The sequence below is a fragment of the Micromonospora sp. NPDC049374 genome (assembly GCF_040677165.1).
Classification (GTDB): Bacteria; Actinomycetota; Actinomycetes; order Mycobacteriales; family Micromonosporaceae; genus Micromonospora.
In genome coordinates this window covers 139,902-164,364 of sequence record NZ_JBFAQH010000010.1, presented here as the reverse complement: position 1 = coordinate 164,364, position 24,463 = coordinate 139,902, and the positions used below count along the sequence as shown (strand labels likewise).

Below are 24,463 nucleotides of genomic sequence, written 5' to 3'. Positions count from 1 at the left end.
TCGTGGTGGTTCACTCTTCGCCGAGCTGGCGGTAGGCGGGGCGCAGGCGTTCGACGAGTCCCGGCCCGCCGATGGCCGGCGCGGGTGCGCCCAGTTGCCGCAACAACAGGTCCGGGTGGGCGGTCAGGCTCGGCGGGCGGTCGGGCAGCGGCACGGGCGGCAACCAGAACCGGTCGACCGCCTCGGCCAGCGGCGTGACGGACAGGTCGGCCAGCGCCCGGGCGGCACCTGCGGCGGGCACGTCCGCCTCGTGGTGCCCGGGCCACCCGCCGCCATCGCGGCCGGTGTCGACCGGCCCGGTCGCCAGCGCGTCCGAGTGGCCATTGTGGCCGGTCGGGTGCGGCGATGCTGTGCCGCCCCGATCCGCAGGGAAACCGGCACCGGCTGTCGACTCGCCGTCCCGGGCTTGCGTTGTCGTCGACGCGTGGGCGTCGGCGCGCAGGTGCCGTAGCCGGGCGAGCAGGTCCGCCCGGCTGCGCCCACGCCAGTGCAGCAGGGTGAACGGGTCCGCGTCGAACGCCTCGGCGAGCAGGTAGAAGGTGGCGGCGAGGTGTTTACAGGGCACCGCGACGTCCGGGCACGAACACCGCTGGTCCAGGTCGCTGATCGCCGCCGGGAACAGCGGCGCCTCGGCCGCGATGAACAGCTCCTCCAACTCGGCCGGCAGGTCGCCGGCGAGCAGCCGCGCGCTGAAGAACGCCTGGTCGGCGAGTTTCCCCTCGATCCGGGCCCACAGCCGGGCCGGAAAGGGCGGCAGTGCGACGCTGACCTGGTACGGCTTGGCCCGGGAGCCCTGGACCACCGCGGTCACCACGCCCGGCGCGACGTCCAGGCTGAGCACCTGGCCGGCGCGGGCGTACGACCGGCCCCGGGTCAGCCGGGTGCCGAGCGCGAACGACTCCAGCACCTCCAGGAACCGGCGGGACCACCAGGAGACGCCGATCGCGCCCCGGGTGCTGCGGGCGCGCAGCCCACCGTCGACCCGGCGCGGCGGGCCGTAGTCGGCGAACCTGCCGCCATCGTCGGCGCTCACTCGGCCACCGCCCCCGCCTCCAGAGCGAACAACTCACGCAGCTGGGCGGTGGACAGCTCGGTGACCCACTGCTCGCCGGTGCCGACCACCGAGGCGGCCAGGCCACGCTTGTCGGCGATCAGCGCGGCTACCTTCTCCTCCACCGTGCCGGCGCAGACGAACTTGCGGACCTGCACCCGGCGGCGCTGTCCGATCCGGAACGCCCGGTCGGTGGCCTGGTCCTCCACCGCCGGGTTCCACCACCGGTCGACGTGCACCACGTGGTTGGCGGCGGTAAGCGTCAGCCCGGTCCCGCCGGCCTTGAGCGAGAGGACGAACAGCGCCGGACCGCCGGCGGACTGGAAGCGGGCCACCATCGCATCCCGGTCGGCCTTGCCGACCCCGCCGTGCAGGAACAGCACCTCCCGGCCGAACCGGGCCGACAGATGCCCGCGCAGCATCCCGCCGAACTCCGCGAACTGGGTGAACAGCAGGGCCTTCTCCCCTGCCGCGAGGGCCTCGTCGAGGATCTCCTCCAGCCGGGCCAGTTTTCCCGACCGTCCGTCCAGGGGCGAGCCGTCGCGTAGCAGCTGGGCGGGATGGTTGCAGACCTGCTTGAGCCGGGTCATGGTGGCCAGCACCAGCCCGCGCCGCTCGATGCCGTCGCTGGATTCGATCCGGGCCAGCATGTCGTCGACGACCACCCGGTACAGCGCCGCCTGCTCGGCCGTGAGGTTGCAGAAGACCTCCATCTCCAGCTTCTCCGGCAGGTCCGAGATGATCGACGAGTCGGTCTTGAGCCGGCGCAACACGAACGGCCCGGTGATCCGGCGAAGCCGTTCGGCTGCCTCGGTGTCCCCCTGCCGCTCGATCGGCTCGGCGAACCGCTTGCGGAACGTCGCCGCCGGGCCGAGCAGGCCCGGGTTGGCGAACTGCATGATGGACCAGAGGTCCGCCAGCCGGTTCTCCACCGGCGTGCCGGTGACCGCGATGCGGTGCCGGGCGGGCAGTGACCGGACCGCCTCGGCCTGCCGGGTGGCGGCGTTCTTGATGGCCTGGGCCTCGTCGACCACGACCCGGTGCCAGTCGACGCCGGCCAGCTCCGCGGCATCGCGGGCGGCCACCGAGTACGTGGTGAGGACCAGGTCCGCGGCGTGCACGGTGGCGGTGAACTCCGCGCCGCGTGCCCGCTGCGCGCCGTGGTGCACGTGTACGCGCTTGTCCGGGGTGAACCGGGCGGCCTCCCGCTGCCAGTTGCCGACCAGCGACATCGGACAGATCAGCAGGGTCGGACCGGCCTGTGGCGGGTCGGCGGCCAACAACGCCAGCAGCTGCACCGTCTTGCCCAGCCCCATGTCGTCGGCGAGGACCCCACCGAGCCCCAGTGACTGGAGGAACGCCAGCCAGGCCAGCCCCCGCCGCTGGTACGCCCGCAGCGTGCCGTGGAAGGACGGCGGCTCGTCCAGCGGGGCGAGCCGCCGGTCCACGGCCCCGGCGAGCAGGTCACCGAGCGCGCCGTCGGCACTCACCTCGAGCACCGGCAACGCGTCCGGCTGCTCGGCGTCGGACAGGCCGAGCCGCAGCAGGTCGGCCACGGTCAGCTCGCCGGTGGACCGCAGCAGGCGCAGGCCGGCGGCGAGTCGCTTCGGGTCCAGTTCGACCCAGCGCCCCCGCAGCCGCACCAGCGGGGTCTTCAGCGCCGCCAGACGGGTCAGTTCGTCCTCGGTCAACGGCTCGTCGCCGAGGGCCAGCTCCCAGCGGTAGTCGACCAGGGCGTCCAGTCCCACCCGGTCGGCCGGGCCGGTGACCGCGCCCGGTGCGCTGCGGGAGCGGGCCCGCAGCCGGGCGCCGAGCCGCGACGCGGGCCGCCGCCACCACGACGGCAGCAGCACCGTGAAGCCCGCCGCGTGCAGCGTCGGTGCGCCCTCGCGCAGGAACCGGTGCGCCCCCTCGGTGTCCAGCTCCAGCACCTCCGGCCGGGCGGTACGCAGGGCCACGTCCAGTTCCGGCCACAGTCGGCTGGCCCGGCCGAGCTCGGCCAGCAGGATCTCCTGCGGATGGTCACCGACCACGGTCGTGCCGTCGCCGCGCCACACCTGTCCGGCGTCGACGTGCAGGCCCGGCTCGTCGTTGGCGCGCAGCCCGAACTCGACCCGCCACCGGCCGGTGGTGGCGACGACGGCGTCGGGGGCGGCCGGCACCACCGTCACCGGTTCGGTCAGCTCGTCGGCCGACGGCTCGACCAGCCGGAAACTGGCCCGCACCGGGCCACCGGCGGCGTCGCGCTGCCACTGGTCCAGCTCGGCGCGGAGCGTGCGCAGCGCCGCCGCCTCGGCGGTGAACCCGCGCTGCGGTCCGGTCAACCCGCCCAGCCAGGCCGCCACTGCACCGTTCGGTCGCACTCCCCGGGCCAGCGTCATCGGCGGCAGTGCGGCGCGCACGGCCGCGTCGGTCAGGGCGTCGAGCGCGTCGGCGACCAGCAGCCCGGGCACCTCGACCGACATGTCGGACGGGCCCGCCGCCCGGTTCGTGGACCGTCGGCCGGATTCGTCCGCACGCTCGCCGGCCGACGCCGGCCGACGCGGGTCGGCGTCCGGCGGGGCCGCCCGGCGTCGCCCGTGCCGGTCGCCGGGGACCAGCGCGGGCAGCTCCGCCTCGATCACGGCCCGGGCGGCAGGGGGCAGGGCCAGCGCCAGCGACCGGGCCCAGGCGGCGTCCGTACCGGTGAGCAACGGCCGCCACACCGCCCAGGCGTCGGACGCCGCGGTGGCCGAGGACGGGTCGGTGGCCGAGGACGGGTCACTGGCCGAGGGCGGGCCGGCGAGGCTGGGCAGGACCCGGCCACGGGCGGCCAGTTCGGTGGCGAAGTCGGCCAGTTCGGCCAGGTGTCGCAGGCTCGCGCCGGGTGCGGCGGCCAGCTTCTCGACGGTACGCAGCAACGACAGCGCGGCGTCCGGGGCGTACGCCAGCACCGGGACCTGCCACCCGGCGAGGGTGACCGGGCCACGGACCGGTTCCACGACGGCGGTGCGGACCAGCTCCGGCGAGTCCACCGGCGAGCCGGCCCGGGTGGGCAGGCGCAGCAACGCTGTGCCGAGGTCGTCCGGTTCGGCGGCATCGGCCAGCAGCGCGACAAGCGTGGCGTGCGCGGCGGCGAACGGGTGTGGGCGGGCTCGCGGTGCCCGACCGGGACGACGCGGGGCGTGGGGTGGCAGGGTGCTGTCCTCGGCCCAGACCGCCAGCGCCCGGCCGGGCAGCCACATCCCATGGACGACCAGCACGCACTCCCCCTCGGACCGGACAGGCCCGCTCGACGCCGCGCGGCCCGGGGGCCCTGACGACACCCGGGGCCAGGATAGGCGGCACCGACCGGCTAGCGTCGGCGCCATGTGCGACCTCCTGGTGATCGGCGGCCTCGGCGTCGACGTGCGGGTGCGGGTGCCCCGACTGCCGCTGCCGGTGGTCGACTCGGTCACCGTCGACCCGATCGAGCTGCGCATCGGCAACACCGGAGCCGGTGTGGTGCTCGCCGCGCACTCGCTCGGGCTGCGGGTGACGGTGGTCGACACGGTGGGCGTGGACCCGGCCGGCACCGTCGTGCGGGCCGCGCTGGCCCGTACCGGCGTGCGCGCGGTCCTGGCCGACGACCCGGCGGGTACCCGACGATCGGTGAACCTGGTCGACCCCGGCGGGCGGCGGATGTCGCTGTACGACCCCCGAGCCTCGGACGGTCCACCACCGTTCGCGGCGGCCCGGGTGGCGGAGCTGATCCGGGACGCCAACCACGTGCACCTGTCGATCATCGGTTGGGTGCGGGAGCTGCTGCCCGACCTCGGTGACCTGCTGGGCGAGGGGGTGGGCAGCTCGACCGATCTGCACGACTGGGACGGGCACAACCCGTACCACCGCCCGTTCGCCGACATCGCCGAGCTCGTGCTGGTCAGCGGCGCGGCGCTCGGCGACCGGGCGGCGACCGTGGCCGGCACGCTGGCACCGCGCCCGGTCCTGGTGACCCGGGGCGCGGACGGCGCCGATCTGTACCTGGGCGGGAACCTCCACCGGATTCCGGCGGCCGTGCCACCCGGCCCGGTGGTCGACACCAACGGCGCCGGGGACGCCTTCGCGGCGGGGATCATCACGGCCCGGTCGCGCGGCGCGACCTGGGCGGAGGCGGCCGGCTACGCGTCCCGGGTCGCCGCCGCTGCCTGCACCCACGACGGCATGGAGTACCCGCCGGGGCTGCTTCCCCGCGATTGACCGGTCGGAGTGCACCGTCATCGACCGGCAGGCCGGCACCCGGCGGGTCTACCGGCTCAGCCCGGCAGGCGTGGCCGCTCTGTGCGCCGCGCCCGACCGACGGCGGGATCATCCCGCTTCGCCCTGCGGGTCACCGACGGCCGGGGCAGGATGGGCGCATGGCATCCACGGTTGAGATCCCACTTGTGGGCGGCACGGCCGACGGCGAGCACGTCACCGTCGAGCTGGACCCGAATGGCCGGCCCCCACTGACCCACCATCACCTGGGGCCACAAGGGCTGGCGGCAGCGGAGATCTACGAACTGGAGTCTGTCGACACCGACCGCCAACAGTGGCGCTACTGCTGGCGGGGGCCGGCGGTCTGAAGCCGACCCCCGCGCCACCGATCAGGCACCGACCTCGACCAGGGACCGGTTGCGCAGGCTCTCCAGTACCGCCCGGGTGACCTGAGAGGTGCCCCTGGCCTCGTCACACACCCGCGCCACCCGCTGGGCGGTGACCTCGGCCCGCTGCTCACGCTCATCCCACAGCTGGTCCACCTCGGCCAGCAGGGGGCCCTCCACCTCGCGCTCCACGCCACGCAACGCCGGCACCCCGAGTCGCTGCGCGAGGTCGAAGACCTTGCCGGCGTACGGCAGGGGCAGGAACGGCGTACCCATCATCGCGGCGAAGATCAGAAAATGCAGGCGCATACCGACCGCCAGGTCGAAGTGCCGCATCAACCCGAGCACCTGCTGCGGGGAGTAGGTGCCGTGCAGGATCCGCCCCCGCTCGGCGGCGATCATGTGCGACAGCACGCCGTGCGAGTGCCGGATGTCGTCGCGTTCCATCGGCACGAACAGCACGTGCGCGTCGATCCGGTGCACCAGGAAGTCACCGATCTGCGCCAGCAGGCGGTGGTATCCGTCCACGTCCAGCCGTTCCGCCGCCCGGCCCGGCTCCCGCACGCTCATCCCGACCAGCCGTTTGCCGGCTGGCACGCCCTCCTCCCGGAGGAACTGCGCGGGAAAGTCCTCCGGTTCCAGCAGGAACGCCGGATCGCCGGTGACGGTGATCGGATTGAGCAGGCCGGCCTCTTCCAGCACCATCCGCGACTCCTGGTCGCGTACGGTCACCTGGACCGCACCGGCCAGCGTCTCCCGGACCATGCCGGTGTCCACCATCTCGTTGAGCGGCCCGACGCCGACGGCGTACGTCAGCAGCGGCAGACCCCGCTCCTGCGCCACCCGGACCACCCGCAGGTAGCGGCGTGCCTCCTTGTCGTAGAGGATGCCACCGCCGCCCAGGATGAGCAGGTCGAGTTGAGACAGCACGAGGGCGGAGTCGGTTCGGCTGACCCCCTCCCACGGCACCGCCTCAACGTCCGGGTGGGCGACCGCGGTGTGCGCGGGATTCCGCGAGAACACGATGATCCGCGCATGCGGCTCCTGCTGCCGCAGATCGGTCAGCAGACCGGTGAGGATCGCCTCGTCGCCCAGGTTGCGCCCACCGTACGAGCCGAGCACGCCGATGGTCAGTCCGGCACGCGTCATCCGTCGCTCCTCCCCAGGTGCGTCCGCTCCGCCGTTTCCCCGCTGCGCTGGTGAACAGTCCTCGAGGGCTCCTCGGCCACCCGATCAGACCGTGCGGCTGGCGGATCTGGCGTGGCCGAGACCAGCGGCCGACCGCACAGACTGCGGCATTCCAGGCGGGGCCGCTGTCGACAATTCGACTTCCCCGGCACGCGCCGACCCCGACGCGCCACAGACGGTCACACATTAGCCCGATGGGGTGACAGACCGTGGTTGACCCTGGTTGACGGCTTTGCGAGGGTGGCCGGCGGATCCCCTCGACCCCGAGCGGCTGATCCACGCGGCGGCCGGGGTACGACTGGGGCTGCATCCTGGCCGCCGTCACAGCCCCCGCAGCCCCGAGCGGAGAACTCGATGTCGTCAGGTAGCACCCTGCCTCGCACCGGAGTCGACGTAATCACCATCGGCGGCACGGCTGGTGTCGGCCTCGTACAGCTGTCGTTGCCGCTTGTCATCGCGGCTGTCGGTGTGCTGATGGTGATCGTCGGTGCCGGCATGATCCGGCTGACGTTCCGACGCGGACGGTCGATCAACGGATGAGCGCGCGCATCGTACCCAGACGGGTCTTGCTCGCGGCGGCGGTCGTGCTGGCTGCCGCGGCAGTGTGGGCGATACATCATGTGTTCGCGGTTCTTGGCGCCTTCGACGGCGCCGGACACCGCTTCACCTACGTGTACGCGGGCATGTTCCTGTTGTTGTTGTGGCAGATCGGCGGCGCCTACCTGGAGCGGCCGGCGACTGCGACCTGCCAGGCTCGTGAGTACCTCGACGCGTTGCGGGTGGTGGCGATCGTGCCGGTCTACAACGAGGATCCGGCGGCACTGCGTGCCTGCCTCGAATCCATGGTCGGGCAGACCCGGACCCCTGACGTCATCTACGTGGTGGATGACGGCTCGACCAATGTCGACGAATACGAGACCGTGAAGCGGTGGTTTCTCGATGCCGCCTCCACGCGCGGGATCAACGTGGCATGGCATGTCCAGGAGAACGCCGGCAAACGACATGCGCAGGCTGTGGCCGTGCGGACCACCGGCGACGCGGACATCTACTGGACGGTCGACTCGGACACGGTCTCCGATCCGCGGGCGCTCGACGAGTTGTTGCTGCCGTTCGCTGATCCTCGCGTGCAGTCGGTTGCCGGGGTCGTGATGGCCGCGAACGTCCGGTCATCGTTCCTGGCGCGGATCACTGACCTGTGGTTCGTCACGGGTCAGCTCACGGACCGGTCGTCGTTGTCGGTGTTCGGGGCGGTGTGGGTCAACTCCGGGCCGATCGCCGCCTATCGGGCGGCTGTCATCCGGGACAACCTCGACGGCTACCTGACGGAGACGTTTTTCGGCCGGAATGTGCTCTTCTCGGATGATTCGCTGTTGACGTTGTTCGCGATGGTCAGGGGCCGCACCGTACAACAGCCGACCGCGTTCGCCTTCGCGTTGATGCCGAACCGGTTCGGGCACCTGTGCCGCATGTATCTGCGGTGGATGCGGGGCAGTTTCATCCGCTCCTGGTGGCGGGTGCGGTACCTGCCGCTGCGGTCGTACGCCTGGTGGGCGCATCTCCTGCGGTGGGCGTCGATGGTGGTCGCCACGGTGGTGTTCGTGACCGTCGTGTTCGTGTCACCGGTGGTCGACCCGACGCTTACCGCACTGCCGTGGTTGTTGTCGGTGACGTTCATCGTGGGGTGGGCACAGACGTTGCGCTATCTGGCGGTCTGCCGGTCCGACGAGTCGACTGGCCGGCGGGTGTGGACATGGTTGTTGGCGCCGGTGGCGGTGGTGTTCGCGGTGGTGGTGCTGAGAGTGATCCGCTGGTACGGGGTGGCCACGTGTTGGCGGACTGGTTGGGGTACCCGACAACAGGTGGAGGTCGTTCTCGCGCATTGACCGGCGGTGCCGCTGCTCGACGCCGCTCGGGCGGCACGCGTGCCGCCCTCCCGCCTGGCAAGACGCTGTTGCCAGGCGGGAGGGCGCGACAGGTTACGAACCTGGTGGTCCCTCGCGTGGGCGAGTGCTTCCCGCTGAGCTACGCGCCCGGAATGCCGTACGACCGACGGGAAACGACTTGCCCGCCCGGGTGCCTGACCGGCAGCGTGAACGACATGCAGGCGCAGACGCGGAATCGGCTACGGTGGGCCGAGTTGCCCCCTGATATCCGATCTGCCGTGGAGAAGATCCTCGGCGACCGGGTGGTCGAAGCGGTGTCACAGCCGGGCGGGTACTCCCCCGGCACCGCCGACCGGGTACGCACCGCCAGTGGCCGTCGCGCCTTCGTCAAAGCGGCCAGCCCGGCCCAGAACCCGGACACCCCGGACATGCACCGGGCCGAGGCGCGGATCACCGCCGCACTGCCCGCGTACGCCCCGACCCCCCGGTTGCTCGGCTGTCACGACGACGGCCACTGGGTGGCGCTGGTGCTCACCGACGTCGCCGGGCGGCACCCGGTCACTCCGTGGCGCACCGAGGAACTCGACGCGGTGCTGGACGCCCTGGAACGGATGTCGACGGCGCTCACGCCCAGCCCGGTGACGGAGGTGCCGGCCATCGCCGAGCGGCTGGCCGATGAATTCGCCGGCTGGCGGCGGATCGTCGACGACCCGCCGCCGGAGTTGAACTCCTGGGCCCGGGCCCATCTCGACGAACTCTGCTCCTGGGCGGACCATGGCCTGCTGTCGCTGACCGGCGACACCCTGTGCCATGTGGATCTTCGTACGGACAACCTGCTCGTCGACCAGGCCGGCCGCGTCACCGTGGTCGACTGGCCCTGGGCGGCTCGCGGCCCGAACTGGCTGGACACCGCGATGCTGCTGCTCGACGTACGCCTGCAGGGCGGGCACGACACCGAGGCCCTGCTACGTCGGCTTCCGCTCACCGCCGCAGCCGACCCAGACGCGGTGACCGGCCTCTACGCCGGCCTCGCCGGCTTCTTCACCGACCGAGCGCGCCTGCCCCCGCCGCCGGGCATCCCCACCCTCCGGGCGTTCCAGCATGCCCAGGCCGAGGTCCTGCTCACCTGGCTGGCCGAGCGCGTCGCCACCTGACGCTCGCCGCCCCGCCCGCACCCCGCACATCTTTCGAGGCAGCAACATCCCCGAACCTGCTGCCCCCGAGCAGCCGTGACCCCGCAACACTCAGGTGGGTGGGGTGGACGGGTGGGTGAGGAAGGGGAGGACCGCCGCGGGGAGGGCGGGTGAGTCGACGATGTCGTAGTGGGTGAGTCCAGGGAGGACGGCCAGCCGGGCAGCAGGGCGATCGGTGCCGTCCCACCCGGCGTCCCGGTGGCCACCGCCGAGCAGACCGAAGAACTCCACCATGTGTGCCGGGCGAACCGAGTCGGCGTCGGCGAAGACCAGCATCGTCGGCGTGGTGATCGCCGCGACCTCCGATGACCAGTCGTAGTCACGGCGCAGCAGCTCACCGGTGCTGGCCCAGAGCCGCGGCCAGTCCTGCGGCCGGGGCGCCACCCGTCGGTAGAGCTGCTCGGGCGGAGTGCCACGCATCCGCTCGGCGTCCGCCTCGTCGGGCTCGGGCATGCCGGCGAGCACCTCGGGAAACCAGCCCTGCCGCCGACACGGCGCGGAGACCACCACCAGACGGCGGAGCAACTGCCGGTGCTGCACCGCCAACCGCACGGCGACCCCACCGCCGAGGGAGAAGCCGAGCACCTCGGCCTCGGCCAGCCCGAGGTGCACGATCAGCGCCGCCACGTCGTCGGCCATCGACTCGTACCGCAGGGGGCGGCCGACGTCGGCGGTGCGGCCGTGGCCCGGCAGATCGACGCTGACCACCAGGCGACGCCGCGCCAACGCCGGCCGGATCGCGGCAAAGGTCTCCACCGCGCCGAACCCGCCGTGCAGCAGCACCAACGGCCGCCCGGCACCGTGCGTCTCGTACCAAAATCGGACGCCGTTGACCTCGGCGAAAGCCACCTGGTCCCCTCTCATCGAGCTGCGGAGCTTGACACGGTCGCGCTGGGGCGCCGATCGGCGGGGGCCCAGGCGTCAGACGCAATCCCAGAAGAAGCGGCCTTCGCGCAAATCTGGAGACAGGAAGCTGTAGCCGGTCCCGCCGCCGAAGTTGAGAGCGTAGGGGTCATCGGGTCCGTGGCCCTCTCCGCCGTCAAGTTGGAAGTGGAACCGCCAGTCGGCCGGTACTTTCTGAAAATCGGTCTGCCACAGGTGGGCCTTGCCGCCGACGTAGCTGTAGGGCGGAAGCGCACTGGCGGGTGCATCGTCAGCGTCGGGAAGGTCCAGCAGTACGCCCGCCCGCTCGGCCTCTTGAGGTGCGATGTCCGCATCCAGGGATGCCTCGGCGGCTGGGTCCGGCGGGACCAGGTCTATGGCGAGTTCCACGCCTACATGCTCGTTCCACGTCATGCCCCGTCGCCACAGGGACGGACCGGTGGCCGTGCCGGTCGTAACGATGAAGTGTGGGATTCGGCCACCCGGTTGGACCAGTAGTGCGTTCTCGCCGGCCTCAGCGTCGAAAGTCTCGGCCATGCATTGAGGGTCGTCGGTGACGAACAGGTAGGCGAGGCTCGCTGGTTCACCGGGGATGGGAATCTGACCGACGAACATCATGGGCGTTCCCAGGCTGCGAGACAGCGGCCAGGTGGGCGGCTCCAGCCACACGGGTTGGCCACCCAGCTTGGCTCGCGGGGCGTGGATCGGCGCACTGACCGGTCGCAGCCGCATCTGCAATCGGGGAAGTAACCAGGCATCACCAGGGCCGTTGCAGTCCGGCTGGATCGTGACGGGGACCGGCGGTACTCCATACATCAGGCGATGCTAGGCGGGGTCGAGCGGCATCAGCAGCTGCGGAGGTGGTCCAGGCTGCGGCTGACTGTCGTGGCCGCCCCTGCTGTCACAGTTGCTGTCACGGCCCGGAGAATTGATCTCCGGGCCGTCGTTGGTGCTGGTGGTGTGTGGTGGGCGCGGCAGGTTTCGAACCTGCGACCCCTCGCTTGTAAGGCGAGTGCTCTCCCACTGAGCTACGCGCCCGGAACGCCGTACGGCGGGCCGGCGGTTGGCAAGCTTACCCTGCCACCCGCCGGCCCGGACGGACGCCTCGCACCCGGTGGACCGGGTCAAGCCGTGGCCTCCGCCAGAGCCTTGCGCCAGCCCTGCTGGTCGCGGGCCTCACCGGGCATGTTCATCTCGGCGAAGCGGACCACGCCGGTTTGGTCGATGACGAAGGTGCCCCGGTTGGCGATGCCGGCCACATCGTTGAAGACGCCGTACGCCTGAGCGACGGCGCCGTGCGGCCAGAAGTCGGACAGCAACGGGAACTGGTAGCCCTCCCGCTCCGCCCAGACCTTGTGGGCGTAGACCGAGTCGACGCTGACGGTCAGCACCTGGACCTCGTCGTTGACGTACTCGTCGAGGTTGTCCCGTACCTCGGTCAGCTCACCCTGGCACACCCCGGTGAACGCCAGTGGGTAGAAGACCAGCAGGACGCTGCGCCGGCCCCGGAAGTCGGAGAGTTGGACCTGCTGGTTGTTCTGGTCCTTCAGCACGAAGTCGGGCGCCTCGGCGCCAACCTCGATGGGCATGCGAACTCCTCGAATCGATTCGGACGGCTCGCCGTGGGTCGGGTTACTTCTTGCCCTTGGCGCCGCGACGTAGCACGAGTCGGGCACCGCTCCAGTCCTTGCCAGCGTTGACCGTGGAAGTCTGCTGAAGGCCGGCGGTGGGTGCCGACTCGGCGATCTCGCTCGGCTCGACGTGGCCTTCGCGGCCGGCCTTGGGCGTCAGCAGCCACACGACTCCGTTGTCGGCCAGCGGGCCGAGGGCGTCGACGAGTAGCTCGAAGAGATCACCGTCGCCGTCCCGGTACCAGACCAGCACCGCGTCGACCACCTCGTCGGTGTCCTCGTCGACCAGATCTCCACAACGGTCGGTCAGGGCGTCCCGGAGATCGGAGTCGACGTCGTCGTCGTAGCCCATCTCCATGACGACCATCCCCGGCTCGATGCCGAACCGGTCCGCCAGGCTGCGTACCCCGTCAGCAGCCTGACCAGCGGTCGCGCTCACTGTCGCGTGCCTCCTCATCTCGTCCGAGCCGGCGTCTGCTCGACGCCGTCAGGCAAAGTCCACACAGTTGTGCCCTCCTGCGCAAGTGGCGCACCGGGTGGAACGAAATTTACCGTGCCAGCAGCGTACGGGCACCCTGGGTGATGGCCTCCTCGGACACCAGGACCTGTCGGGCAGCCGGACCCAGCGGCACAAAAGAGTCAACTGCGGCCACCCGCCGTGCCGCCCCGACATATCCGGCGTCCACCAGCGCGGCGATCACCCCCTCACCCACCCCACCGGACCGGCGGGTCTCGTCCACCACCAGCACCCGGCCGGTCGCGGCGGCCTCCCGGATGAGGTCGGCCACCGGCAGCGGCGCGAGCCAGCGCAGGTCCACGACCCGGGTGCCGATCCCCTCGTCGGCCAGCGCCGACGCCGCCCGCAACGACATCCGTACGCCGTTACCGAAGGAGATCATGGTTACGTCTGCGGCCGAACCGACTCCGTACACGCGGGCCCGTCCCACCGGGACGTGGCCGCCGGCCCAAGCTCCCGGCTCGGCGTAACCAGCCAGCCACTCACCGTCACCGTCGGTGTAGAGATCGCGGGTGTGGTAGAGCGCGATCGGCTCCAGGAACACGCAGACGCTGCCGTCCACCGCCGCACTCGCCAGGCAGGTCCGCAGCATCGCCGCCGCGTCGTCCGGCCGCGCCGGCACGGCGATCACCAAGCCCGGCACGTCCCGCAGTACGGCCACCGAGTTGTCGTTGTGGAAGTGCCCGCCGAAGCCCTCCTGGTACGCCAGCCCGGCCACCCGCACCACCATCGGATTGCGCAGCGCCCCCTGGGAGAAGAAGCGCATGGTCGCTGCCTCGCCCCGCAGCTGGTCCTCGGCGTTGTGCAGGTACGCCAGGTACTGGATCTCCGGCACCGGCAGCATTCCGGCCAGCCCCGCACCGAGACCGAGGCCGAGGATCGAGGTCTCGTCGAGCAACGTGTCGAACACCCGGGCGGCACCGAACCGGTCACGCAGCCCCTTGGTGACCCCGTAGACCCCGCCCTTGGCGGCGACGTCCTCACCGAAGACCGCCATCTGCGGATGGCTGAGCAGCCCGTCGGTGAGCGCCGCGTTGATGCTCTGCGCGAGGGTGAGCGGCCCGGCCAGTTCCGGTGGCTTACCGCCGAACGCCTCGGCCCGCGTCGCGGCGTCGGAGCCGGCGGCGCGGGCACCCGCGTCGGCGACCGCCAGGGCGACCCGCACCGGGCGGCGCGGTGCCAGCGGGGCGATCACCTCGGCGGCGTCGGCCAGCTTCGGCTCGTCGAGCACCTCCTCGGCGATCCGGCGGACCTGCCAGCCGATCTCGTCGTAGCGGTCCAGCAGTTCCGGGCCGCTGGCCAGGCCCGCGTCGACCAGCAGCCGCGCGGTGGCGACCACCGGATCACGGGCCACGTCGGCGGTGATCTCCGAGGCGGGGCGGTACGCGCTCTCGGCGTCCGCGCCGGCATGGCCCATCAACCGGACCGTGGTCAGGTGCAGCACGGCCGGGCGGCGGTGCCGGCGTACCCAGGCCGCCGCCTCGGCCGCCACCTCGTAGGTGCCGACCAGGTCGGCACCGTCGGCGGCGAAGTACCGGATGCCGGGCTTGGACCGCAGGGCCGTCGCCACCCACCCCTGCGGAGACCGGACACTGATGCCCAACCCGTTGTCCTCGCACACGAAGAGCACCGGGATGCGCAGGCCGGTGTGGTCGTACCAGCCGGCGGTGTTGAACGCCGCCGTGGCGCTGGCGTGGTTGATCGAGGCGTCCCCGAAGGAACAGACCACGATGGCGTCGGCCGCCCAGGGTGTCGGTTCGGGTTCCGCGACGGGTCGGTTCGCTTCTCCTCGGGCGTCCAGCCGGCGTAGCCGCTCCACGGCGAGCCCCATCCCGACCGCCCGGGGCAGGTGCGAGGCGATGGTCGAGGTCGTCGGGACCACCGCGAGGTCGGCACGGCCGAACACCTTGTGCCGGCCACCGGCGATCGGCTCCTGGCTGGAGGCCACCATGCCGCGCAGAACGTCCCGGGCCGCCTCGGCGTACGCCCGGGGCACCGGCCGCTTGACCACCGTCATCCTGATCCCGTCGGGTCCGACGCCGTCGCCCGGCCCGGGGATCGGCTCGGTCACGGTGGCGGGTCGGGAGCCGGCCAGTGCGGCTGCCGGTTGGTCCCCGGCTGCGGTCACCTCCGACTGCGGGGCCGCTCCGGGCTTGGCGGCGGACCGGGCGGGGTCGGCGGCGGACCGGGCGGGGTCGGCGGCGGACCGGGCGGGGTCGGCGGGGTCACCCTCCGCCCGGTCGACCGCCGTCGCGTCGGGCCCACCGCCGGGCGAGTCGGTGCCCGCCGTGACCGGGCCCGTCGCCGGTTCGTCCAGCGCGGCGGGGGCGGTCCCCCGTTCGCTGGCCTCCGGCTGGTCCTGGGTGACGGCGGACCGGCCGGACGAGCCGCCCTCGGCGTCCCCAGCCTGGCCAGCCCCGGCCGCCTGCGCGGCCGGTAACGGCGGCGCAGGCGGCGACACAGACCGCGACGCGGACGGTACAACCGGCGCGCTCGACACAGCAGGCGCGGACGACGACGCAGCCTGCGGCGCGGTCGACACAACCGGCGTGGACGGTACAGCCGGCGTGGACGGCGACGCAGCCGGCGTGGACGGGTCGGCCTGGGCGGCGCGGACGCAGTAGAAGGCGCCGGAGCGGTAGTGCAGCAGGGCCGGGTCCGTGGGCCGCAGGGCCGCCGCCACCGCGGCGTTGCCCTCGTGACCGGCGGAGCCGATGGTGTAGTAGCCCTCGCCGAAGCTGCGCAGCCAGCGGCCGGCCAGGTCAAGTTGCCGGCTGGTGACCTGGGCGTCGAAGAGGTCCAGCAGTTGGGCACCGGTCAGCGCGCTGTCCTCGGCCACCGGCTGCGCCGGGTCGCTCCGGTGCGGCGGCGCGGCGAGGGCGGCCAGGGACTCCCGGAACCGGTCGTCGAGATCCTGCGGGGTGGTCACGTCCGACAGCATTACCGACCGGGGCACGCCGCGCACAGTCGAGTGCGTTTCACGCCGGCCCGGCCGGGCCGCAGTCCTCCGGGCAGCCGCCGTCGGAAACCTTCCACACCAGGTCACGCAGTGCGGCGAGTTCCTCGTTGTCGAGCGGGGTCAGCAGCCGGGAGTCGGAGAGCACGAGATGGACCCGCTCGCGCATCCGCCGACCGGCGTCGGTGACCACCAACGATTTCTGCCGTCGGTCGGTCGGGTCGACCCGACGCTCGACCAGCCCGGCCTGCTCCAACTTGTCGACCAGGGCGGTGACGTTGGACCGGTCGCAGCGCAGCTGGTCGGCCAGCTCACGGGCGGGCAGCGGACGGTCCGGGTCGAGCTGGTACAGCGCGCGGGCCACGGCCGGGGTCAGGCCCAGCGCGGCGATGTCGAGATCCTGGTGGTGCCGCAGGGCAGCGGCGACGTGCATGATCCGGCGTACCGCGTCACCGGCCAGCCCGGTCCGGTCGGCCGGTTCCGGGCCGGCCGGGGCGATGATCGGCCGTGACATGGTCACATCCTAGGGTCGCGGACCGCCTTCGACCTCGTCCACCTGGCGACGATGCGGACGGCGGACGTCCGTCGGTTCTGCTCCGCTCGGCCCTTGTTCGGAGAACAGCTCGGCCCTTGTTCGGACAACAGCGGCGGGAAAGGGTTCTTTCTTTCACCCACGATTCATCGACGGAAGCGAGTCTCCCGGTGGACCACGTACCGACCTGGGGAGGCAATCGTGCCGTTGTCCCGACGTACCATCCTGCTCTCCGGCCTGACGGCGAGCGCCGCCGGAGTCGCCGGTGGCGCCCTGCCCGCGAGCGCCGCGCCGGCTCCGTCCCGGTCGCTCGCGAGGGCCCTGGCCTACCCGTTCACCCTCGGTGTCGCCTCCGGTGACCCCGACCACGAGGGCTTCGTGCTCTGGACCCGGCTGGCACCGCAGCCGCTGGCCGCGGACGGTCTCGGTGGCATGCCCGATCGCACCGTGCCGGTTTTCTGGGAACTCGCCGCCGACGAACGGTTCCGGCATGTTGTCCGGCGCGGAGTGGTCGACGCGCACGCGGCGAGCGCACACAGCGTCCACGTCGAACTCTCCGGCCTGCTGCCCGGCCGCGAGTACTTCTACCGGTTCCGGGTTCAACGGCACCTGTCGCCGGTCGGGCGGACCCGGACCGCTCCTGCGCCGTGGAGCCTGCCCGCGACGCTGGCGATGGCCTTCGCCTCCTGCTCGCAGTACGAGCACGGGTACTTCACCGCGTACCGGCGGCTGGCCGAGACCGAGCCGGAGATCGTCCTGCACCTGGGCGACTACCAGTACGAGTACGCCCGCGACACCTACACCGCACCGGGTGGGAACCCGCGCGACCACGACGGCCCGGAGACCCGCACGCTGGCCAACTACCGGCAGCGGCACGCCCAGTACAAGACCGACCCGGATCTTCAGGCGGCCCATGCCGTCGCGCCGTGGGCGGTGGTCTTCGACGACCACGAGGTGGAGAACAACTGGGCCGACGACGTCCCCGAGGCACCCGACCCGGACTTCCCGGCCCGGCGGGCGGCGGCCTTCCGCGCGTACTACGAGAACATGCCGCTACGCCGGACCTCGCTGCCGCGCGGCATCGACATGCAGCTCTACCGGCGGCTGCGGTGGGGCCGGCTGGCCACCTTCCACCTGCTCGACACCCGGCAGTACCGCGACGACCAGTCCTGCGGTGACGGCTACCAGTCGTGTCCGGAGGCGGCCGAGCCGAGCCGTTCCATCCTCGGCGAGCGGCAGGAAGCATGGCTGCTGGACGGGTTCCGCCGTTCCTCGGCTCGCTGGGACCTCCTCGCGCAGCAGGTCTTCTTCGCCCAGCGGGACCGTGACTCCGGCCCGCTCACGGTGACCAGCATGGATGCCTGGGACGGCTACCTCGCCTCGCGGGACCGGATCACCCGGGGTTGGCTGGCGGCCGGGGTACGCAATCCGGTCGTCCTCACCGGCGACGTGCACGCGCACTGGGCCAGCGACCTGAAGCTCGACTACGCCGATCCGACCTCACGCACCGTCGGCAGCGAGTTGGTGTGCTCCTCGATCACGTCGGGTGGCGACGGGGCGGACTCGGCGACCGGCTCGCACCCGTGGCTGGCCTGGAACCCGCACCTGCGCTTCCACAACAACCTGCGGGGGTACGTCCGCACCACGATCAGCAGGGAACAGCTCACCGCCGACTTCGACGTGCTGCCGTACGTGAGCAGCCCGGGTGCCCCGGTCCGCACCCGGGCCCGGTTCGTCATCGAGGACCGTCTCCCGGGGCTGCACCTGACCCGGGACGATCCGCCGGCCGCCGCGCGGGCCGCCGGTCCGGACGCCGACGCCGGGCACCACACGGTGGAGAGCGAGACCCGTCGTCCCTGACCGGCGAGCCCGGTCGGGCTCGCCGGTGTTGCCGGGCCGCGCCGCCTGCTGAGGCGGCGCGGCCCCCGGCGGCGGTACGACGGGGGCGGGCGAAGCGGACGGACCGTGTGAGCGGGGACGAGGGGACGCAATCAGCCGGACAGGAAGGAGAAGCGGACCTGCCGGGTGGGATTGTCACCGTTGGTGTCGACCAGGCAGATCGACTGCCAGGTGCCCAGGGCCAGCCGCCCGCCGAGTACGGGCAGCGTCGCGTACGGGGCGACGAAGGCGGGCAGCACGTGATCGCGGCCGTGCCCCGGTGAGCCGTGCCGGTGCCGCCAGCGCCCATCGGTGGGCAGCACCGCGTCCAGCGCGGTGAGCAGGTCGTCGTCCGAGCCTGCCCCGGTCTCGATGATGGCCACGCCGGCGGTGGCGTGCGGCACGAAGACGTGCAGCAGGCCGTCAGCCGCGCTGGCGACGAACTTTTCGGCCTCGGCCGTGATGTCCCGGACGGTCGGCCGGGAACCGGTCCGGACGGTGATCAGCTCACTGCGCACGCCCGTATTCTTCCGCACCCGGCCAGCGCCCGCCGGTCCCGCTCGACGCGCCTGCTCGCCGCCGTCACGAAACCGACATAGTTACTGGTGGGTACCTGTGTCGAGCGTCGCCCTTCGGCCGGGTGGACGTGACGCCGAGCGCCACGACGGGGCAGGATGGCGCTAGAGACCTATCCCACACACAACCGAGGGAACGCCTGTGGCTACGGAACGCAAGCGCCCGGTGATCACGGCCGGCCTGCCTAGCCAGCTTCCGGACATCGACCCCGAAGAAACCAGCGAGTGGGTCGAGTCGCTCGACGGTGTCATCGACGACCGTGGCACCAAGCGAGCCCGCTACGTCATGCTGAGGCTGCTGGAGCGCGCCCGGGAGCGTCAGGTCGGGGTGCCGTCGCTGACCACCACCGACTACATCAACACCATTCCGCCGGAGCGCGAACCGTGGTTCCCCGGCGACGAGCACGTCGAGCGCCGGATCCGGGCGTACGTGCGGTGGAACGCGGCGATGCTTGTACACCGCGCGCAGCGGCCGGAGATCGGCGTCGGTGGCCACATCTCGACCTACGCCAGCTCGGCCTCGCTCTACGAGGTCGGCTTCAACCACTTCTTCCGGGGCAAGGGCCACCCGGGTGGCGGCGACCACATCTTCTACCAGGGGCACGCCTCCCCCGGCATGTACGCGCGGGCGTACCTGGAGGGTCGGCTCAGCGAGAACCAGCTCGACGGGTTCCGGCAGGAGCTGTCCCACCCCGGCGGCGGTCTCCCCTCGTACCCGCACCCCCGGCTGATGCCGGACTTCTGGGAGTTCCCCACGGTCTCCATGGGTCTGGGCGGTCTGAACGCCATCTACCAGGCCCGGTTCAACCGGTACCTGCAGCACCGGGGCATCAAGGACACCTCCGACCAGCACGTCTGGGCCTTCCTCGGCGACGGCGAGATGGACGAGCCGGAGACGCTGGGCGCGATCGGGGTGGCCGCCCGCGAGGAGCTGGACAACCTCACCTTCGTGATCAACTGCAACCTGCAGCGCCTGGACGGGCCGGTACGCGGCAACGGCAAGGTCATGCAGGAGCTGGAGGCGTTCTTCCGGGGCGCCGGATGGAACGTCATCAAGGTGGTCTGGGGGCGGGAGTGGGATCCGCTGCTCGCCGCCGACACCGACGGCGCGCTTGTCAACCTGATGAACACCACGCCCGACGGCGACTACCAGACCTACAAGGCGGAGTCCGGGGCGTACGTGCGGGAGCACTTCTTCGGCCGTGACCCGCGCACCCGCAAGATGGTCGAGGGGCTGACCGACGACGAGATCTGGAATCTCAAGCGGGGCGGGCACGACTACCGCAAGCTCTACGCGGCCTACAAGGCGGCGACCGAGCACACCGGCCAGCCGACCGTGATCCTGGCCAAGACGATCAAGGGCTGGACGCTCGGCTCGCACTTCGAGGGCCGCAACGCCACGCACCAGATGAAGAAGCTGACGCTGGAGGACCTGAAGACCTTCCGCGACCGGCTGTACCTCGACATCCCGGACTCGGCGCTGGAGGAGAACCCCTACCTGCCGCCGTACCTGCGGCCGGACGAGAAGTCCGACGAGATGCAGTACCTGCACGAGCGGCGCAAGCAGCTCGGCGGTTACCTGCCCACCCGGCGGACCAGCACCAAGAAGCTGGGCATCCCGGCCGCGGAGCGCTTCGCCGACGTCAAGCGTGGTTCGGGCAAGCAGAAGGTGGCCACCACGATGGCCTTCGTCCGGCTGCTCAAGGACCTGATGAAGGACAAGGAGTTCGGCAAGCGTTGGGTGCCGATCATCCCCGACGAGGCGCGCACCTTCGGTCTGGACTCCATCTTCCCGACCGCCAAGATCTACTCGCCGCACGGCCAGCGGTACACCTCGGTCGACCGGGAGCTGTTCCTGTCGTACAAGGAGTCGACAGTCGGGCAGATCCTGCACGAGGGGATCAACGAGGCCGGCTCGGTCGCCTCGTTCACCGCGGCCGGCACGTCGTACGCCACCCACGACGAGCCGATGATCCCGATGTACATCTTCTACTCGATGTTCGGGTTCCAGCGCACCGGCGACGGCTTCTGGGCCGCCGCGGACCAGATGACCCGGGGCTTCGTGCTCGGTGCCACCGCCGGACGCACCACGCTCAACGGTGAGGGGCTCCAGCACGAGGACGGTCACTCCCTGCTGCTGGCCGCCACCAACCCGGCGGTCGTCGCGTACGATCCGGCGTTCGCGTTCGAGATCGCGCACATCATGGAGAGCGGCCTGCACCGGATGTACGGCGAGGAGCCGGAGAACGTCTTCTACTACCTCACCGTCTACAACGAGCCGATCCACCAGCCGGCGGAGCCTGACGGCGTGGACGTCGAGGGCATCGTCAAGGGCATCCACCGCTACTCCCCCGCCCCCTCCCTGGACGGGGACGCCCCCCGGGCGAACCTGCTGGCCTCCGGCACCGGCATGCAGTGGGCGCTCAAGGCGCAGCAGCTGCTGGCGCAGGACTGGGGGGTGGCCGCCGACGTCTGGTCGGTCACCTCGTGGACGGAGCTGCGCCGCGACGCGGTGGAGTGTGAGGAGTACAACCTCCTGCACCCGGGTGCCGAGCAGCGGGTGCCGTACATCCAGCGCAAGCTGGCCGACGCCGACGGCCCGAAGGTCGCGGTCAGCGACTGGATGCGCGCGGTGCCGGACCTGATCTCCCGGTGGGTGCCGGGCGACTGGACCTCGCTGGGCACCGACGGCTTCGGCCTGTCCGACACCCGCCACGCCCTGCGCCGGCACTTCCACGTCGACGCCGAGTCGGTGACGGTGGCGACCCTGCGCCAGCTCGCGCTGCGCGGGGCGGTACCGGCCCACGTACCGGCCGAGGCGGCCAAGAAGTACGCCATCGACGACGTCAACGCCGCCCCGGTCGGCGAGACCGGCGGCGACAGCTAAACAGTTCCACCCCGAAGGGCCCGGCGCGCACCCCACGCCGGGCCCTTCCCCACCCCACCCTCCCCCCACCCCCTCTCCCACCCGCTCCCCCCACCCCCAGCCCTGTTGATCATGAGGTTAGCGGCGTTTTGAAGATCAACAACTGCCGCCAACCTCATGATCAACAAAGGGTGGGGGTGGGGAGGTCGGGATGGGGGGTGGTATGACGCAGGTGGTATTGGATGGTGCTATCGCCTGTAACAGGGACTAATTCAGAATGGTCGATAGGCGTTGGCCCTTGCGGGCATTGGGTCGGTTCGGTGGACTATCCCGTCGCGCCGTCCCACCGCCGGCCCGGACGCTGTCGACGCTCCGGCGCGACGGAAGGGAGTGCACATGCGACCTGTCCGGATCGGTCTCGCCCTGACCGTCGGCGTCCTGGTGGTGTCGATGTTCCCGGCGAGCTCGCCGTCGGTGGCACACGACCCGGCCACCCCGGCCGGGCGCGCGTCGGCCCAGGAGTTCATGGCCCAGCGCGAACCCACTCAGCAACTCGTCGCGGCCGCTGCCGCGACCTGCACGAACGGCCAGGCGGCGGGCTACCCCTGCCGCAACGTGGACCTGCTGTCGTTCATGCCGCTGTCCAGCATCGGTGGCAGCCAGGCCAACGACATCTGGGGCTGGACGGACCCGCAGACCGGCAAGGAGTACGCGCTGGTCGGTCGCCGCAACGGCACCTCCTTCGTGGACGTGTCCAACCCGACCGCCCCGGTCTACCTGGGCAACCTGCCCGCGTACCAGAACCGCACCGCGATCTGGCGGGACATCAAGGTCTACCGGGACCACGCGTACGTGGTGGCGGACGTCTCCGGGCACGGCATGCAGGTGTTCGACCTGACCCGGCTGCGTGGCGTCACCGCACCGCAGACCTGGACGGCCAACACGCACTACAGCCGGTTCGGCAACTCGCACAACATCGCCATCAACGAGCAGACCGGGTACGCGTACGCGGTCGGCACGAACACCTGTAGCGGCGGCCTGCACATGGTCGACATCCGCACCCCGAAATCCCCGGTGTACGCCGGCTGCGTCAGCAACGACGGCTACACCCACGACACCCAGTGCGTGGTCTACCGGGGTCCGGACACCACCTACACGGGACGGGAGATCTGCGTCAGCTCCAACGAGGACACGGTGACCGTGGTCGACGTGACCACCAAGTCGGCTCCCCGGCAGCTGTCCCGCATCGGCTACAGCGGGCGGGCGTACACCCACCAGGGCTGGTTCACCGACAACCAGCGGTACTTCCTGCTCGACGACGAGTTGGACGAGACCCGGCGCGGGGTACGGACGCAGACCTACATCTGGGACCTGGCCGACCTGGACGCACCTCGGCACATCGGCACCTACAGCGCCCCGTCCGGGGTCCAGGCCACCGATCACAACCAGTACGTCAAGGGCAGCTACAGCTACCAGGCCAACTACCGGGCCGGGTTGCGCATCCTGGACCTGCGTAACGTGGCCAGCGGTCAGGCCACCGAGGCCGGGTTCTTCGACATCTACCCGTCGAGCAACAGTGCCTCGATGAACGGGGCGTGGAGCACCTACCCCTACTACCCGAGCGGCATCGTGGTGGTCAGCGGGATCGAGCAGGGGCTGTTCGTACTCCAGCCCCGCTTGTCATGACCGCCACCGACCATCGGCCGGGGACGGTCGCCGGCCAGGTCGAGGGGGCGTCCCAGCCGGGGCGCCCCCGCCCCGACCCGGTGCCCGCGGCACCGACGGGCGGCACGGCGTGGCGGTACGCCGCCGCCGCGCTGGTGCTCGGCCTGACCCTGACCGTCGGCTTCTTCGCCGGTCGCGCGAATGCGCCGGCCTCCGGTCCGGCACCGCAGGCGGCGTCCACCGCGCACCTCGGTCACGGCCCGGGCGGGCTTGAGGTGTCCCGCGACGGCTGGACGCTGGCGCTGGACACCCCGAGCCTGACCGTCGGCCGACCGGGCGAACTGGCCTTCCGGATCACCGACCCGGCCGGCACGGCGCTCACCACTTTTCAGGAGAACCACGAGCGCCGGATGCACCTGATCCTGGTCGGTCGGGACCTCTCCGGCTACCAGCACGTACACCCGGAGATGTCGACCGACGGCACCTGGCGGGTCACGGTCACGCCGAGCACGCCCGGCCCGCTCCGGGCCATCGCGGACTTCTGGCCGCAGGGTGCGCCCGCGGGCGTCACGCTCGGCGTCGACGTACCGGTCCCCGGCCGGTACGCCGGCGGCCCGCTGGCCCCACCCGAGGAGACGATCCTGGTGGACGGCTACACGGTCACCCTCGACGGTGGGCTGCGGGCGGGCGAGTCCAACCAGGTGCTCGTCTGGCTCGGGCAGGACGGGCGGCCGGTCAACGACCTGCAACGGCACCTGGGCGCGTACGGGCATCTGGTGGCACTGCGCCAGGGCGATCTGGCGTACCTGCACGTTCACCCGGCGGCGGCCAGCCAGCCCAGCTCGGTGGTGGCGTTCGGCGTCACCGTGCCGTCGACCGGCACCTACCGGCTGTTCTTCGAGTTCCGGCACCTCGACGAGGTACGCGTCGCCGCGTTCACCGTGGTCGTGTGAGGTAACTGGGCTGCGACGAGCGGTGGCGGCCCGGGTGCCTCTGGAAGGGGACACCGGGGCCGCCACCTTCGCGGGTGACGCCGGGACGTGGC

19 protein-coding genes and 2 tRNA genes are annotated in these 24,463 nt (G+C 71.7%); 9 read left to right on the top strand and 12 right to left on the bottom strand.

Translation table 11 applies throughout. The annotated features are described in order from the left end of the window. Positions 1-10: 10 nt before the first annotated feature. Together AB0J93_RS18310 and AB0J93_RS18305 are read right to left on the bottom strand one after the other, a co-directional pair. Positions 11-1,033, bottom strand: a complete 1,023-nt coding sequence (locus tag AB0J93_RS18310) for an SWIM zinc finger family protein (RefSeq protein ID WP_363923261.1) — start codon at positions 1,031-1,033, stop codon at positions 11-13. Next, the gene (locus AB0J93_RS18305; RefSeq protein ID WP_363923259.1) at positions 1,030-4,293 is read right to left on the bottom strand and encodes an SNF2-related protein; all 3,264 of its coding nucleotides are present in this window, start codon (positions 4,291-4,293) and stop codon (positions 1,030-1,032) included. Before AB0J93_RS18305 ends, AB0J93_RS18310 begins: the two co-directional genes overlap by 4 nt. Before the next feature lie 106 nt (positions 4,294-4,399). Here AB0J93_RS18305 and AB0J93_RS18300 point away from each other — a divergent pair, with 106 nt between their 5' ends. Together AB0J93_RS18300 and AB0J93_RS18295 are read left to right on the top strand one after the other, a co-directional pair. Continuing rightward, positions 4,400-5,269, top strand: a complete 870-nt coding sequence (locus tag AB0J93_RS18300) for a carbohydrate kinase family protein (RefSeq protein WP_363923257.1) — start codon at positions 4,400-4,402, stop codon at positions 5,267-5,269. A gap of 158 nt (positions 5,270-5,427) precedes the next feature. Next, a complete protein-coding gene (locus tag AB0J93_RS18295; protein WP_093401294.1) occupies positions 5,428-5,634 on the top strand; it encodes a hypothetical protein in 207 nt (68 codons plus the stop codon). Between the two features lie 21 nt (positions 5,635-5,655). Here the strand turns inward: AB0J93_RS18295 and AB0J93_RS18290 are convergent, their stop codons facing one another. Then, positions 5,656-6,801: a polysaccharide pyruvyl transferase family protein gene (locus tag AB0J93_RS18290; protein ID WP_357589547.1), complete on the bottom strand. Its 1,146-nt coding sequence runs from the start codon at positions 6,799-6,801 to the stop codon at positions 5,656-5,658. A gap of 393 nt (positions 6,802-7,194) precedes the next feature. Between AB0J93_RS18290 and AB0J93_RS18285 the strand changes: the two genes are divergently transcribed. After that, positions 7,195-7,380, top strand: a complete 186-nt coding sequence (locus AB0J93_RS18285; RefSeq protein ID WP_363923254.1) for a hypothetical protein — start codon at positions 7,195-7,197, stop codon at positions 7,378-7,380. Continuing rightward, positions 7,377-8,723: a glycosyltransferase gene (locus AB0J93_RS18280; protein WP_363923252.1), complete on the top strand. Its 1,347-nt coding sequence runs from the start codon at positions 7,377-7,379 to the stop codon at positions 8,721-8,723. The genes AB0J93_RS18285 and AB0J93_RS18280 overlap by 4 nt, the downstream gene beginning before the upstream one ends. An 80-nt stretch (positions 8,724-8,803) precedes the next feature. On the opposite strand, the gene AB0J93_RS18275 is transcribed toward AB0J93_RS18280, so the two are convergent. Next, positions 8,804-8,872 (bottom strand) — tRNA-OTHER (locus tag AB0J93_RS18275). A 66-nt stretch (positions 8,873-8,938) separates the two neighbouring features. On the opposite strand from AB0J93_RS18275, the gene AB0J93_RS18270 reads away from it, so the two are divergent. After that, positions 8,939-9,877, top strand: coding sequence for a phosphotransferase (locus AB0J93_RS18270; RefSeq protein WP_363923250.1), 939 nt, complete (start codon positions 8,939-8,941; stop codon positions 9,875-9,877). Between the two features lie 90 nt (positions 9,878-9,967). Here AB0J93_RS18270 and AB0J93_RS18265 read toward each other — a convergent pair whose 3' ends face one another. The 7 genes from AB0J93_RS18265 to AB0J93_RS18235 all read right to left on the bottom strand — a co-directional run bounded on the left by AB0J93_RS18265 (position 9,968) and on the right by AB0J93_RS18235 (position 16,416). Beyond that, a complete protein-coding gene (locus tag AB0J93_RS18265; RefSeq protein WP_363923248.1) occupies positions 9,968-10,765 on the bottom strand; it encodes an alpha/beta hydrolase in 798 nt (265 codons plus the stop codon). A 72-nt stretch (positions 10,766-10,837) separates the two neighbouring features. Further along, positions 10,838-11,614, bottom strand: coding sequence for a hypothetical protein (locus tag AB0J93_RS18260; RefSeq protein ID WP_363923246.1), 777 nt, complete (start codon positions 11,612-11,614; stop codon positions 10,838-10,840). A gap of 147 nt (positions 11,615-11,761) precedes the next feature. Next, positions 11,762-11,836 (bottom strand) — tRNA-Val (locus AB0J93_RS18255). Positions 11,837-11,922: 86 nt separating this feature from the next. Next, on the bottom strand, positions 11,923-12,387 hold the full coding sequence (locus AB0J93_RS18250) for a peroxiredoxin (protein WP_363923244.1): 465 nt from the start codon (positions 12,385-12,387) through the stop codon (positions 11,923-11,925). A gap of 43 nt (positions 12,388-12,430) precedes the next feature. Then, positions 12,431-12,868, bottom strand: a complete 438-nt coding sequence (locus AB0J93_RS18245; protein ID WP_164449321.1) for a DUF3052 domain-containing protein — start codon at positions 12,866-12,868, stop codon at positions 12,431-12,433. Positions 12,869-12,977: 109 nt separating this feature from the next. Then, positions 12,978-15,875, bottom strand: a complete 2,898-nt coding sequence (locus AB0J93_RS18240) for a thiamine pyrophosphate-dependent enzyme (RefSeq protein ID WP_363923242.1) — start codon at positions 15,873-15,875, stop codon at positions 12,978-12,980. A 49-nt stretch (positions 15,876-15,924) separates the two neighbouring features. After that, on the bottom strand, positions 15,925-16,416 hold the full coding sequence (locus AB0J93_RS18235; protein WP_363923240.1) for a MarR family winged helix-turn-helix transcriptional regulator: 492 nt from the start codon (positions 16,414-16,416) through the stop codon (positions 15,925-15,927). A 219-nt stretch (positions 16,417-16,635) separates the two neighbouring features. On the opposite strand from AB0J93_RS18235, the gene AB0J93_RS18230 reads away from it, so the two are divergent. Then, positions 16,636-18,294: an alkaline phosphatase D family protein gene (locus AB0J93_RS18230; RefSeq protein WP_363923238.1), complete on the top strand. Its 1,659-nt coding sequence runs from the start codon at positions 16,636-16,638 to the stop codon at positions 18,292-18,294. Between the two features lie 131 nt (positions 18,295-18,425). Here AB0J93_RS18230 and AB0J93_RS18225 read toward each other — a convergent pair whose 3' ends face one another. Beyond that, the gene (locus AB0J93_RS18225) at positions 18,426-18,830 is read right to left on the bottom strand and encodes a secondary thiamine-phosphate synthase enzyme YjbQ (protein WP_363923236.1); all 405 of its coding nucleotides are present in this window, start codon (positions 18,828-18,830) and stop codon (positions 18,426-18,428) included. A 199-nt stretch (positions 18,831-19,029) separates the two neighbouring features. On the opposite strand from AB0J93_RS18225, the gene aceE reads away from it, so the two are divergent. The 3 genes from aceE to AB0J93_RS18210 all read left to right on the top strand — a co-directional run bounded on the left by aceE (position 19,030) and on the right by AB0J93_RS18210 (position 24,371). After that, positions 19,030-21,774, top strand: a complete 2,745-nt coding sequence (aceE, locus tag AB0J93_RS18220) for a pyruvate dehydrogenase (acetyl-transferring), homodimeric type (RefSeq protein ID WP_363923234.1) — start codon at positions 19,030-19,032, stop codon at positions 21,772-21,774. Positions 21,775-22,149: 375 nt separating this feature from the next. Next, positions 22,150-23,439, top strand: coding sequence for a choice-of-anchor B family protein (locus AB0J93_RS18215; RefSeq protein WP_363923232.1), 1,290 nt, complete (start codon positions 22,150-22,152; stop codon positions 23,437-23,439). Beyond that, positions 23,436-24,371, top strand: coding sequence for a hypothetical protein (locus AB0J93_RS18210; RefSeq protein ID WP_363923230.1), 936 nt, complete (start codon positions 23,436-23,438; stop codon positions 24,369-24,371). The genes AB0J93_RS18215 and AB0J93_RS18210 overlap by 4 nt, the downstream gene beginning before the upstream one ends. Positions 24,372-24,463: the final 92 nt, after the last annotated feature.